At 62.8% G+C, this 13,756-nt stretch carries 6 protein-coding genes and 1 pseudogene; 2 read left to right on the top strand and 5 right to left on the bottom strand.

From position 1 onward, the window contains the following. Positions 1–109: 109 nt before the first annotated feature. Positions 110–763 carry an oxygen-insensitive NAD(P)H nitroreductase gene (gene nfsB, locus DLM_RS14875; protein WP_089085705.1) on the bottom strand — a complete coding sequence of 218 codons (654 nt, stop codon included), beginning with the start codon at positions 761–763 and terminating at the stop codon, positions 110–112. A gap of 173 nt (positions 764–936) precedes the next feature. Further along, positions 937–4,269, bottom strand: a pseudogene (locus DLM_RS23895) (diguanylate cyclase domain-containing protein); the annotation flags it as partial. A 280-nt stretch (positions 4,270–4,549) separates the two neighbouring features. On the opposite strand from DLM_RS23895, the gene DLM_RS14860 reads away from it, so the two are divergent. Further along, entirely contained in the window at positions 4,550–5,572 is a 1,023-nt protein-coding gene (locus tag DLM_RS14860) for an adenosine deaminase (protein ID WP_089085707.1), read from the top strand. Between the two features lie 57 nt (positions 5,573–5,629). Here the strand turns inward: DLM_RS14860 and DLM_RS14855 are convergent, their stop codons facing one another. After that, a complete protein-coding gene (locus DLM_RS14855) occupies positions 5,630–5,920 on the bottom strand; it encodes a hypothetical protein (protein ID WP_089085708.1) in 291 nt (96 codons plus the stop codon). 86 nt (positions 5,921–6,006) lie between these two features. Beyond that, the gene (locus DLM_RS14850) at positions 6,007–7,041 is read right to left on the bottom strand and encodes an NAD(P)H-dependent flavin oxidoreductase (protein ID WP_089085709.1); all 1,035 of its coding nucleotides are present in this window, start codon (positions 7,039–7,041) and stop codon (positions 6,007–6,009) included. 242 nt (positions 7,042–7,283) lie between these two features. Here DLM_RS14850 and DLM_RS14845 point away from each other — a divergent pair, with 242 nt between their 5' ends. Then, a complete protein-coding gene (locus DLM_RS14845) occupies positions 7,284–10,427 on the top strand; it encodes a putative bifunctional diguanylate cyclase/phosphodiesterase (protein WP_089085710.1) in 3,144 nt (1,047 codons plus the stop codon). 14 nt (positions 10,428–10,441) lie between these two features. Here DLM_RS14845 and DLM_RS14840 read toward each other — a convergent pair whose 3' ends face one another. Then, positions 10,442–13,648, bottom strand: a complete 3,207-nt coding sequence (locus DLM_RS14840) for an EAL domain-containing protein (protein WP_167467125.1) — start codon at positions 13,646–13,648, stop codon at positions 10,442–10,444. Between the last annotated feature and the right edge of the window lie 108 nt (positions 13,649–13,756).

Genomic DNA, 13,756 nt, shown 5'->3' with positions numbered 1-13,756 from the left:
GTTGCGCTGGCGGCATACCGGCAGCCAGGCCGGGGCCAGCCGCGCGGTCTGCATACTCTGCTGCGCTGGCTCCGCCCCGGTGGTCTGCATTTGCCGGATGGACTGGTACTTACAGCCGGGTGATGACGCTGTCGGCCGGCAGGCGCGACTTGGGCAGCTTGGCGTTGAAATCGCTGTCGCTGCGATAGCCCAGTGCCACGATGACGGCGCTGGTGAAACCCTTGGCGCGCAGGCCCAGTTCTTCATCCAGTATCTTCTGGTCGAAGCCTTCGATCGGGCAGGCATCAATCTGCATGGCTGCCGCGCCCAGCAGCAGGGTGCCGACCGACAGGTAGACCTGCTTTTCCATCCAGTGGTGGGCATCGCGCAATTCAAAGCGGTGCATGTTGACGAAATGGGAACGGCCACGGTGCTGGCCGGCACGGGCTTCCTCGTTGGCAAAGCGTCCGTCGGCCGCTTCCTGTTGCAGCAGCGTTTCCAGATGCTGGTCGTCGATGCTGGCACGGCTGCAGAACACCACCACATGCGAGGCATTCAGCACCTTGGCTTCATTGAAGGCATAGCCGCCACTGGTGGCTTTGGCGATACGGGCCTTCCCCTCGGCGCTGCCCGCCACGAAAAAGTGCCAGGGCTGGGAGTTGGTGGAGGAGGGGCTAAAGCGCAGCAGGGTTTCGATCTGGCTTACCTGCTCGGCACTCAGTTGGCGGGTGGGGTCGAAGGCCTTGGTGGTGTAGCGGGTCTGCACGAGGTCTGCGATGTTCATGATGGTTTCCTTGATCGGTGGTTCTGCAATGGCGCTGATTATTACGCAATGCCCGCCGCCGCATAAGGCTGGCGCGGGGAAAGCAGTTTCTTTTTTATTTTGAAAATACAGTCAAAAACTTAGCTATTTCCTGCTGTAAAAGCGGAATCAGCGTGGCAGCAGGCCGCCGCTCAGCTTTCCAGCAGCATCTGCTCCACCAGCCAGTCGGTCAGGCGCTGGCTGGCTTCGGCATGATCCTGCTGCTGGTGACAGGCGGCATGCCACGCCAGCGCCTTGGCATGGAGGGTGGGCTGGCGCAGCAGGAAGTGCTGCAGCGGGCAGTGTTCCAGTGGCTGCCTGTCGTGGGCGAACGACGGCTGGGTGGACAGCCAGTGTTGTGCCAGCGCGCCCAGATAGCTGGTGATTTCCCCGGCAGCCGGTGGCAACCGGAAATGCCGCTGCCAGTGGATGAAGTCTTGTTGCGCCATGGGCCTGGCCAGGCTGTAGCCTTGTCCCAGCGTGGCACCCAGGATGCAGGCGGCTTCCTGCATGCCGCGGTCTTCCAGCCCTTCCACCACTACCTGGCGTTCCAGATCCTGCCCCAGTTGCAGGATGGCGCGGATCAGCGCCAGGCTGGTCAGCGGTGTACGGCGCAGGTTCAGCGTCAGGCTCTGGTCGATCTTGATGGTGTCAAACGGCAAGGTGCTCAGCCGCTGCAGACTGCTGTAGCCCGAACCCAGATCATCCATCGCCAGCTTGATGCCGGTGCGGCGCAGCCGTTCTATGGCGCGGTCCTGTGCCCGTGGCGCGATATCCTCGGTTTCCAGCAGTTCCAGGCTGAGGCGGTGCGGGGCGATGCCGTGGCGGGCCAAGGCTGCGGCCACCCACTGCGGGCAGTCTTCATCTTGCAGCGTGCTGGGGGCGATATTGAGCGAGATGTCGATCTGCAAGCCATGCCGGTCCAGTTCCGCCACCTGGCTGAGTGCCTTGTCCAGCCCCAGCCGGAACAGGTGGTCCAGGTCGGCATCGCCCAGCAGCGGCAGGAAGACGCCCGGACTGACGATGGTGCCATCGGCCTGGATCAGCCGGGCCAGCGCCTCTACTTTCACCACCTTGCCGCTTTTAAGGTCGACCAGTGGTTGCAGGAACATGGTGAGGCCGCCGGCAAACAGCCGTTCGCGCAGGGCGATGGCCAGGTTTTGCCGGATGGCGGCTGCCGGCTTGGTGCTGGCGGCCAGGATCAGTTCCCAGCGGTGCTGCTGGCCTTGGGCAAACTGTTGCATGCTGGCCGATTCAAACTGATTGGGGTAGGCACCAAACAGGCTGATGACCGCCACGGTCAGCCCCTCCGGATTGCGTACCGGGATGCTCATGGCAGAGCGGATGTTGACGGCGCCTGCCTGTTGATGCCAGGTGGCATAGCGCTGGTCCTGGCTGTAGGAGGCGGTGCTGCAGATGCGTCCGCTGCGCCATGCCACGGCAGTCAGACCTTGTCCACGGCTGGATGAGGCATCCACCACCGCCTCGGAACCGGGCATCTGCAGGCGGTTGGCTACCAGTTTGCCCAGCGGCCCGCGGCTGTTTTCCGGCACGAACACGCCATTGGACATCAGCCGCATCAGCAGCACGGCCTGCATGCCCGGCAATTTGCCCAACTGTTCCAGCTCGCTGCTGACGGCATCTGCCCACAGGGTGCCATGATGCGGCATCGGCAGGGAGACGCTTTCCAGATACTGGCTTTGCACTTGGGCACCGGCTTCCAGTTGGGCATGCAATTGCTCTTGCAGCCGACTGTCGACGATTTCCAGCAGCCGGTAGCGCTGGCGGATGGGGAGCAGGGCCAGGTTCAGTTGTTCGCTGAAGGTACGGCGGAACAGTTCCACACTCTGCACCAGCATTACCGGGGTGACGCCGACCAGGCTGTGGATGTAGCCCAGTTGGCGGCTGTCGCGGCTGATCTGTGCGGACTGGCTGTCCGGGGCGAGGATCTGCAACAGGAATTGACGCTGGCGCTGTTCCAGCCCCTGCTGCCGCGCCGGATCCAGGCTGGCCAGCACGGCCAGTTTGGTGCCTTCCGGATTGTCCTGGGCATAGAAATGCTGAATATAGATGTCGGTGGTCGCGTGGATCAGGCGGGTGGATTTGCGCAGCAGGCGGGCGGCCTCGGCACCGTATATTTCGAAATGACTGTTTTCTTCCTGCGGGTAGCCGGCTTCTTCCGATACCATGCGCCACCAGCGTCGGCGTCTGGATTTATGCTGCTTGGCCTGATACATCGCCGCATCGGCCTGCCGCATCAGCGCATCCGGCTCTACGCCGTCATGCGGAAACAGTGACAGCCCCACCGTCATGCCGACTTCTGCCTCCATCTCACCGCCCAGCCGGAAAGGGCTTTCCACCGCCTGATGCAGGCGCTGGAGCGCGGTTTCCAGTTGTGGCAGGGCGTCCTCTGGCGGCAGGTCTTCCATCACCACCACGAATTCATCCCCCCCAGGCGGGCGACGAAGTCGGTTTTGCGCAGCAGCCGCTGCAGCCGCTGTGCCAGTTCCTTGAGCAACTGGTCACCCGCCTCATGCCCCCAGGTGTCGTTGACCGGCTTGAAGTCATCCAGATCGATCATGCAGACCGCTACCAGCCGTTCCTGACGCTGGGCGCGGTGCAGCGCCTCCGCCAGATGGCTGGTCAGCGAAAAACGGTTGGGCAGGCCGGTAAGCCAGTCGTGATGGGCGGCGTTGACAATCAGTGCTTCGCTGTTCTTGCGCGCGGTAATGTCCTGGTTGGTGCCGATGGCACGCAGGGCCATGCCCTGTGGATTACGTGCCACCACCTTGCCGGTACAGCGTATCCAGGTCCAGCCGCCGCCGGCGTTGCGGTAGCGGAACTCTTCCTGAAAGTGCGGCTGCTTGCCGCTGAGTACCGCCATGCTGGACTGGAACACGCGCTGATGATCGTCCGGATGGACGGCGGCCAGCATGCTGGTGGCACGGCATTGCTGCGCGATGGCCGGATAGCCCAGCATGTCAGCCCAGCGCGCATCCAGGCTGGCACTATCCTGCAGGATGTCCATATCCCATAGCGATAGCTGTGAGGCATCCAGTGCCAGCGACAACTGCGCATTGGCCTGTTGCAAGGCCAGTTCCGTCGCCTTGCGGTCGGCAATATCGGTGTAGGACAGCACATAGCCTTCGGTGTCTCCGGCGGCATTGCACAGCGCGCTGCAGTGCAGCATGGTGGTAATGCTGCGTCCGTCACGCGCCAGGCGGCGCACTTCGCCCTGGAAGGGACGCATCGGGGTGACATCCTTGGCGATGCCCTTCTGACATGTGCAGTCGCAGGCCCCCAGCGGGATGATCATGCTGATGGACTGTCCCTCCAGCTCCTGCAAGCTGTAGCAAAACAAGCTGCAGAAAGCAGGATTGGCATAGCTGATGCGCCCTTGGGCATCGAGAATGGCGAAGGCCTGTGAAGTCTGCTGCAAAGCCTGCTGGAAGTTGGGCACGTTCATGATGATTGTTGCCTGCGCGCACATGGCCGGTGGCTGAGGGGAAAGTCTGGTGGCGGCCACTGGCCAGGTTTTATTGGGTGCTCTGTGCCGATTTTACCCCAAACCCGCTGTACGTCCGTGCGCAATCCTGCAGATTTTGCCGCCAGATGCGGCCGGTCTGCCTCACTGGCGGCCCTGGTGCCGGTAAATGGACGCAAACCGGGCTTCTGTCCATGCCCGGCAATGGTTATCATGCTGCTTTTGCTCGATGTGAAGCCACAGGCGTTTTTGCTTGGCTTCCCGGGCTTCTGCCAGGAAATACCATGAGTCATGCCCATGCGGCGCTGATCAGCGCCTTGCCCAAAGCCGAGCTGCACCTGCATATCGAAGGAAGCCTGGAGCCGGAAATGATGTTCCGCCTGGCCGAGCGCAACGGCATCAGCCTGCCCTATCCCACGGTGGAGGCGGTGCGCGCGGCTTATGATTTCGATAATCTGCAATCCTTCCTCGACCTCTACTACGCCGGTGCCGGCGTACTGCAGACCGAGCAGGATTTCTACGACCTGACCTGGGCCTACCTGCTGCGCTGCCGTGATGACAAGGTTGTGCATACCGAGATTTTCTTTGATCCGCAAACCCATACCGAGCGGGGCATTGCCTTTGGTACGGTTTACCAGGGCATTCGCCGTGCGCTGGATGATGCCCGAGCCCAGTTGAACATCAGTTCGCGGCTGATCATGTCTTTTTTGCGGCATTTGAGCGAAGAAGACGGCTTTGTCGTACTGGAGCAGGCAAGGCCTTACCTGGCCGGAATCGACGGTTTCGGCCTGGATTCCAGTGAAGTGGGCCATCCGCCGGCCAAGTTCGCCCGCCTGTTTGCCGCCTGTCATCAACTGGGCCTGCCCTGCGTCGCACATGCCGGCGAAGAAGGTCCGCCGGCCTATGTGTGGGAAGCGCTGGATCTGCTCAAGGTATGCCGTATCGACCACGGTGTACGTGCGCTGGAAGATGCCAGCCTGGTGGCGCGACTGGTGGCCAGCCGCATGCCGCTGACGGTATGCCCTTACTCCAATATCAAGCTGCGGGTGTTTGACCAGCTCAAGGACCACAATCTGCGCCAGTTGCTGCAAGCCGGTCTGTGTGCCACGGTCAATTCCGATGATCCGGCCTATTTCGGCGGCTATGTGCAGGAAAACTACCTGGGTTGCGCGCGGGAACTGGGCCTGAGCAAGGCGGAAATCCTCCAACTGTGCCAGAACGGTTTTGAAGCAAGCTGGCTGTCACCGGAGGAAAAGGCGCACTGGCAGGCCGAGTGCAGTCGCATTGCGGCCGGGTTTGCCGATTGAGATGGCCTTGTTGTTACCCGCTGACCGCACAGCAAGCCCCGCATCGCGGGGCTTTTTTCATTGCCGTGGCGGCGGTGGCTGCTCTGGCCGGGCCGCCAACCGACCCTGAATATCGACGCAGCGCGCTTTGATGGCCTGCCCTGGCAGCCTGAGCAGCACCTGGTCGCCCGGATGTTGACCGGCGCAGGCGGCAAAGGCTTCCGGCGGTGGCGCATGGCCCGCTGGCTGCGGGTCATCAGAAGGTGGCATATCGCCAGCGGCGGGCGCAGGCGGCGGAGCAGCGGCATGGGCGATAGCCGCCAGCAGCAGCCCGCATATCAGCAGGGCAGGGCGTTGGATAAATGGCATCTGTCGGGCCTCCGGTAGCCAGTGACAGTGCCAGACTAGCAAGCCCCGGCCTGCCCGTTGCCGGGCTTTACCCGGTTTTGCAATGCTTACGTCTGGCCGGCCAACTGGCGGGTGAGCACGGCGGCAGAAACCGCGCGGCAGCCGCTGGCATTTTGCCCGCACCACAGCGGGCTGAAATCATCCCGGCCCTGTGCTTCGGCCGCGGCGCGCAAGGGGGCGAGTGCTGCCGCTGCCAGCGGGAAGGCGGGAGCCGCCGGGTGGCGTGGCCCCAGCTCGCGCATCAGCCGGTTGACGATGCCGCGCGCCGGTCTGCCGCTGTACAGCGTGGTCAGTGCGGTATGCGCGGCTTGTGGTCTGCCCAGTGCGGCACGATGCAGCGCACTGGTGTCGGCTTCATCGCACAGCAGATAGGCGGTTCCTAGCTGCACGCCGGCAGCGCCCAGCCGCATGGCGGCGGCAATCCCGGCCGCATCGGCAATGCCACCGGCCGCAATCACCGGCAGCTTTACCGCGGCCACCACCTGCGGCAACAGGGCAAAACTGCCCAACTGCGTGTCCAGGTCCATATCAAGAAACATGCCACGATGCCCGCCCGCCTCCAGCCCCTGGGCGATGATGGCGTCCGCGCCGTTGGCTTCCAGCCAGCGCGCCTCGGCCACGGTGGTGGCCGAGGACAGCACCTTGCAGCCCGCCGCTTTCACCTGTTGCAGCAGCGCCGGCGCGGGCAGGCCGAAATGAAAGCTGACCACGGCCGGGCGGTAATGGCTGACCATATCCGCCATCTCCTGATTGAAGGGCAGACGCTGTGCCGCGCTGCTGGGGGCGGCGCTCAGGCCCTCCTGTTGGTAGTAGGGCTGCAGCACTGTCTGCCAGCCGGCCAAGCGGGCCGGATCGTCCGCCGGCATCTGATGACAGAAAAAGTTGAGGTTGTACGGCTTTCCGCCCAGCACTTGCAGCGCCTGCAGTTCGGCATGCAACTGCGTGGCGGACAGCATGGCGGCTGGCAGCGAGCCCAGCCCGCCGGCGGTGCTGACAGCAATGGCCAGCCGGCTGCCCTGCACCCCAGCCATTGGTGCCTGAATGATGGAGAAGGGGATATCAAGCCATTGCGCCAATGTCATGTGTTGTCCTGAAGGAGTCGGGGTGAAACGGCAGCATAGGGCAGTTTCCGTCGGCTGAACATGCTGTTGCCGGCTGCTGACAGCAGGCGGTGCTGCGCGCGTGCAGCCGCGAACTGAGCGTATAGTAAGGCTGCTATTGTCTGATTCAACCTGTGAAACTACTGTTTTTGCGCCATAATCAGGCAAATACGCCCACCCCTCTCGCCATCAGGGCCATACGATAACAAAGGGCTGCCAAGGCCATGCTGACCGTCAAGAGCAAACTGCTGCTGCTCTCCCGCTACTACTGGTTGATCCTGCTGGTATTTGTTGCCGTTGTTGTCAGCTTTGTGCTGTATGTGCGGGCCGAGCAGGCCATTGATCAGGCCAACGAGGCGCGGCATGCATCGATTTTGCTGGCCGGGGAGTTGCGCCAGACCAGCGAAGACCTGACCCGCATGGTGCGCACCTATGTGGTAACCGGCAATCCGCACTATCAGCAGCACTACCGTGAAATCCTGGCCATCCGCGATGGCAAGGCACCGCGGCCTGTCGATTACCAGAGCAGCTACTGGGACCAGGTGCTGGAAGACCCGCAGCACCCGCCGCCTACCGCGCCTGCCGCGTCCTTGTTGCAGCGCATGCGCGCCGCCGGTTTCACCCCGGCAGAAATGGCCATGCTCAGCACTGCCAAGGCCAATTCCGATGCCCTGACCCGTACCGAGTTGGCCGCCATGCGTCTGGTGGCCGGCAATCCGCCACTGGACTCGCCGCAGCGGCAGCAGGCCATCCAGATGTTGCACGATGCGGCTTATCAGCGCGCCAAGGCCGGCATCATGCAGCCGATTGCCGCCTTTAACCGCCAGTCGGAACAGCGCACGGCACAGGCGGTACACGATGCCGAACGCTATGCCTGGCAACTGCGCAGCCTGTTCATTACCTTGTTCCTGCTGCTGATTCCGCTGCTCTGGAGCTTGCGGCGCAATCTGCACGGCATTCTTGGTGCCTCGGTAGCCGACTTGCACGCCAGCCTGGCACGGCTGGGCAGTGGCGATTTTTCCACTCCGCTTGCCCTGCCGCCCCCTGCCGGCAACACGGTAATGGGCTGGCTGGCCGAAACCTGGTCCAAGCTGCAGCGACTGGACGAAGCGCGCCGGCTGGCCGATGCGCGCAACCAGCGTCTGACCGGGCTGTACAACGCCCTGAGCCAGTGCAACCAGGCAATTGTACGCAGCCGTGACCCGCACGAGCTGTTTGAGCAGATCTGTCAGGCGGCGGTGGTGCATGGTGGCATGAAGATGGTGTGGGTAGGGCTGTTAGACGAGGAAGCGCGGCAGATCCGGCCACTGTGTGCGTTTGGCAGTGGCACCGACTATCTGAGCGACTTGCCGCTGGCCACCGATGCTGCCGATCCGCTCAGCCATGGCCCTACCGGACGGGCCGTGCTGACCGGCCTGGCACAGTGGTGCCAGGACTTCCGCAACGATCCCGCAACCGCGCCCTGGCATGCCAGGGCAGAGCAGTACGGCTGGGGGGCGTCGGCCTCACTGCCCTTGCAGCGCGAGGGGCGCATCATCGGTGCTCTCACCCTGTACAGTGCGGAGGCGCATGCTTTTGATCTGGCCGCGCGCAAGCTGATCGAGGAAATGGTGATGGACCTGGATTACGCGCTGGACAGCTTCCAGCGCGAACAGGCGCGCCAGCAAGCCAGCGCCGCCCTGCAGCAAAGCGAGCAGCGCCTGCGCACCATCATCGAAACCGAGCCGGAATGCATCAAGGTGGTGGCGCGGGATGGCCAGTTGCTGGAAATGAACCGCGCCGGCATGGGCATGCTGGAAGTCGACAGCCTGCCGCAGGTGCAGCAACTGGGTTTGCTGCATTTCATCCGCCCGGAATATCACGCGGACTTCCGCCAACTGCACCAGGCGGTGATGAATGGCGAGAGCCGGACGCTGGAGTTCGAGATTACCGGCCTGCGTGGCAGCCGACGCTGGCTGGAAACCCATGCTGCGCCGATGCGCGATGAAGACGGCAACATCAGCATGCTGCTGGCCATTACCCGCGACATCACCTCGCGCAAGCAGAACGAACAGCACATCCGCTACCTGGCACATTACGATGTACTCACCGGCCTGCCCAACCGGGTGATGCTGGAAGAACAGTGTGAGCAGGCGCTGCAGCAAGCTGCGCGCGAACAGACGGCCCTGGCGCTGATGTTTCTCGACCTGGATCATTTCAAGGACATCAACGATTCGCTGGGCCACAGCGTGGGCGATGCCCTGCTGGTCAGGCTGGCGGCCCGGCTGCGCGTGGTGTTGCCAGAAGGTGCTGTCGTGTCGCGGCTGGGCGGCGACGAGTTCATCCTGTTGCTGCCGCATGCCGATGCCGCCCGTGCCGAGCAACTGGCCCACACGCTGCTGGAGAACATTGCCCGCCCGTGTCGGGTAGACCCTTACGATCTGAACGTGTCGGCCTCCATCGGCATTGCGGTGTGCCCACAGGATGGCCAGGACCTGGAAACCCTGTCGCGCTGTGCCGATGCCGCCATGTATCTGGCCAAGAAAGCCGGACGCAGCTGCTACCGCTTCTACACCGCCGCCATCCAGCAAAAGGCCACACGCCACCTGCAACTGGTGAATGCACTGCGCACGGCGCTGGACCAGCAGCAACTGAGCATTCACTACCAGCCGCAACTGGCCATGACGGATGGCCGTCTGGTGGGGGCCGAAGCGCTGCTGCGCTGGAACCACCCCGAGCTGGGCAGCATTTCGCCCGGCGAATTCATCCCGGTGGCGGAGGACTGCGGACTGATTCTGCAGCTGGGGGAGTGGGTATTGCGTCAGGCAGTACGCCAGGCCAGGCAGTGGCGGGATCAGGGGCTGGCGCTGGTGATGGCGGTCAATCTGTCGGCGGTGCAATTCCGCCAGGCCGATCTGCCGGCACTGGTGGCGCGCATCCTGCAGGAAGAAGGCCTGCCCGCCAGTTGTCTGGAGCTGGAGCTGACCGAAGGCGTGGCCATGTACGATCCGCAGCAGGCGATTGCCGTGATGAATGCCCTGCACGAGCAGGGAGTACGCATGTCGATCGACGATTTTGGCACCGGCTATTCCTCGCTCAACCTGCTCAAGCAGTTCCGCGTCTACAAGCTGAAGATAGACCAGACCTTCGTGCGCGACATCGAGACCGATCCGGAAGACAGCGCCCTGGTTGCCGCCATCATCCACATGGCGGACAGTCTGGGCCTGTTGACCATTGCCGAAGGCGTGGAAACGGCAGCGCAGCTGGAAATACTGCGCAGCCATGGCTGCAAGGAACTGCAGGGCTATTGGTTTAGCCGGCCACTGCCGGCCGCAGAATTCACTGCCTATGCGCGGCAGCACCAGGCCACAGCCAGCGCCAGCGGCTGAGGCTGCATCCGGCTTCAGCCTGCCGCTGCATTTTCCGCCATACCATGCGGCTGGGCCTGGCTTAGCCAGCCAGGCAGTTGACTGGCTGGCATGGCCTTGCTGAACAGGAAGCCCTGCACCGCCAGACAGCCTTGCGCCACCATGAAATCGTACTGGCCGCTGGTTTCCACCCCTTCGGCAATGACGGCCAGCCCCAGGCTTTGTCCCAGTGCGATCACTGCCTTGCAGATGGCTGCGTCGTTGCTGTTCTCCAGGACATCGCGCACAAAGCTGCGGTCTATTTTTACCTGGTCCAGCGGCAACTGCTTGAGGTAGGACAGCGATGAGTAGCCGGTACCAAAGTCGTCCAGCGCAAAAGTGATGCCCATGGCGCGCAGGCTGTTCATCTTGCAGGCGGCATCGCGCAGTTTCATCAGCAGCAGGCTTTCGGTGATTTCCAGCTTCAAGAGCGTGGGGTTGGCACCGCTCTCGCGCAGCAGTGCGCTGACACGGCTGACAAAGTCTGCCTGGTGGAACTGGCGGGCGCTGACATTGACGGCAATGCTCAGTCCTGCGGTGGCAGGGTTCTTGGCCCATTCGGCCAACTGGATGCAGGCTTGCTGCAGTACCCAGTGGTCGATGGCGAGAATCAGGTTGCTTTGTTCTGCCAGCGCAATAAAGGCCGCCGGCAGCATCAGCCCATGTTGCGGGCTATGCCAGCGCAGCAGGGCTTCCACGCTGCGGCAGGGCTGGCCGTGATGGATCTGTGGCTGGTAGTAGAGGCTGAACTCGCCCTGTTCCAGTGCCTGGTGCAGCTCTGCTTCCAGTCGGGTACGGGCATTGATTTCCGCCTGCATCAGCGGGTCGAAGAAGCGCAGGGTATTGCGCCCGGCGGATTTGGCCTGGTACATCGCCAGGTCTGCCTGCTTGAGAATGTCCTCGCTGCTGCTGTTTTCGTCGGCAAACAGGGCAATGCCCAGGCTGGAACTGCCACGGTAGTCCTGGCCGCGCAGTTGGTAGGGCTGATGCAGGGTGGCCAGAATCTTGCGGCCTACGGTTTCGGCCTCGCGCATGGCCTGATCGCGCTGTGCGCCCAGGTTTTCCAGCATCACGATGAATTCGTCTCCCCCCAGCCGCGCCACCGTGTCGCCGGTGCGCAGGCAGCGCAGCAGGCGGCCGGCCACTTCCTGCAGCAGGATGTCGCCGATATCGTGGCCCATGGTGTCGTTCAGCGACTTGAAATTATCCAGGTCCAGAAACAGCAGCGCACCATATGCCTTCTGGCGGCGGGCGGCATCCAGCGCATGTTGCAGCCTGTCCTGCAGCAGCCGTCGGTTGGGCAGGTGGGTGAGGGCATCGTAAAAGGCCAGGGTCTGGATTTCATCGGCAGCGGCCTTGCGCTCGGTAATGTCCTGGAAGATGGCCACGTAATGGCTGGTGTGGCCGGCACTGTCCTTTACCGCCGTGATGGTCAGCCATTCCGGGAACACTTCGCCGTTCTTGCGGGTATTCCATATTTCTCCCTGCCAGGCGCCGTGCTCCAGCAGGGATTGCCACAATTGCTGGTAAAAGGCCGCCGGATGGCGGTGCGAACTGAGCACGGCGGGGGTTTTGCCCACCACGTCGGCGCTGTCATAGCCGGTAATCTGGCAGAAGGATGGATTCACCCGCAGGATGCAGCCCTCCGGGTCGGTGACCATGATGCCTTCCTGGGTGAGAAAGGTGGTGGCGGCAATGCGTAGCTCCGCCTCCATGCTCTTGTGGCGGCTGATGTCGGCAATGAAGCCGTACCACAGCACTTCGTCGCCATCTTGCTCTGGCATGGCATCCACCAGCAGCCACTTGATCTGGCCGTCCGGCAGGCAGATGCGGTATTCGGTACGCCATTGCGTCAGCGTCTGTGCCGAGTGGTGCAGGGCTTCAAAGAAGCTGTCGCGATCCAGCGGGTGAACCATATTGCGAATCGGGTCGGCACACTGGTTGACCGTTTCCGGCCGGATGCCGTAGATGTCGTAAAAGGCTTCACTGGCAAACGGAAAACAGCCATGGCCATCGCTGAACATGCGGTACTGGAACACCACGCCGGGAATCTGCGACACGATCTTGCGCAGCAAGCGGTTGGCGGCGTGTTCGGCCGCTTTTTCTTCTTCGCGCTGGATGCGTTCCAGCAGTGTGTTGAAGGAGGTGGCCAACAGGCCCACTTCGTCTGCCCGGCTCACTGGCAAGGGCTGTTTGGGCAGTTCGCCATCGCCCATGCGGGTGAGCAACTGGGTGGCTTCGCTTAGCGGCAGCAACTGGCGGCGCAGCCACCACCAGCACAGGCCGCCGGCCAGCAAGGTCAGCAACAGCGCCAGGGCGAACAACTGGTGCTGCAGGGTGTGGATGGGGGCAAACGCTTCTTCCGCCGGCAGCACCGACTGCATCAGCCAGCCGGTGGACTTGATGTGTACGCTGGAAGACAGCTCCAGCACCCCGCGTGAACTCATGGCCACCCCGGATCCTTCATAGCCATTGATATAGCGGTCATACAAGGCGTTGATGCCGGGCGGCGGGCCGGCCTTGAGCAGGCGCTGCTTGTCCGAGGACATGATGTAGCGGCGGCTTTGCGGTGCGGTAATGAAGAAGCTGCCGGTGGCACCATAGCGCGCCGAACTGATGTCATCCAGAAAATTGGCTTGCGCCAGATTGGTGACCCCCATGATCAGTCCCACCAGCTTGCCATGGGCATCCAGCAGCGGTTCGAGCATGGAAATCACCGGCTGGCCGCTGTAATGGCCTTGCATCGGCTCCGTGATATAGCGTCCGCCGTGCTGCATGGCCAGCCGGAAAAACGCGCTGTCGGCATAGGAGCGGCCATTGCGCCCCAGGCTTTCCGGTATGCTGGCTTTTACCTCGCCGTTTTTATCCAGCACCACGATGCCCCAGTTGAACATCATCAGCAGAATCGGCCGCCGCAGCAGTTCCGGCTGAATGGCTGCGGTGCTGACCGGCTTGCCCTTGAATTGGGTGGTGAGGGACTGCAGTGCCTGCACCCGCTCCCGTACCGAGCGGTCCACTTCGCGTGCCGCCAGCGATACGGTGGAAAACTGCTGGGCGGAAATGGTGTCTTCCATCTGCTGGCGCAGACTATGGCTGATCAGCAAGGTGGCCAGCCACAGGGTAAGCACCAATGCCAGCAACATGCCAAGGGTGATGCGAGTGCGCAGGGAGCGCCTGCCGTGCGGGGAAAATTGCGTGCTCATGATTCCGGTAGCTGCCTGCGGGTAACACTTGTCGTCAGCATAGCGGAGGCCTTGCGCGCTGTGTGTCCTCTTGTCGGACAAAACCGCCAATGTCTGAGGCGGATCAAG

This window comes from Aquitalea magnusonii, from assembly GCF_002217795.2.
In the GTDB taxonomy this organism is placed as follows: Bacteria; Pseudomonadota; Gammaproteobacteria; order Burkholderiales; family Chromobacteriaceae; genus Aquitalea; species Aquitalea magnusonii_B.
This window is presented reverse-complemented; position numbering and strand designations above follow the sequence as displayed.

Coding starts and splice junctions, on each gene's coding strand:
- nfsB (WP_089085705.1), bottom strand. CDS start 763: ATGAACATCGCAGACCTCGTGCAGACCCGCTACACCACCAAGGCCTTC.
- DLM_RS14860 (WP_089085707.1), top strand. CDS start 4,550: ATGAGTCATGCCCATGCGGCGCTGATCAGCGCCTTGCCCAAAGCCGAG.
- DLM_RS14855 (WP_089085708.1), bottom strand. CDS start 5,920: ATGCCATTTATCCAACGCCCTGCCCTGCTGATATGCGGGCTGCTGCTG.
- DLM_RS14850 (WP_089085709.1), bottom strand. CDS start 7,041: ATGACATTGGCGCAATGGCTTGATATCCCCTTCTCCATCATTCAGGCA.
- DLM_RS14845 (WP_089085710.1), top strand. CDS start 7,284: ATGCTGACCGTCAAGAGCAAACTGCTGCTGCTCTCCCGCTACTACTGG.
- DLM_RS14840 (WP_167467125.1), bottom strand. CDS start 13,648: ATGAGCACGCAATTTTCCCCGCACGGCAGGCGCTCCCTGCGCACTCGC.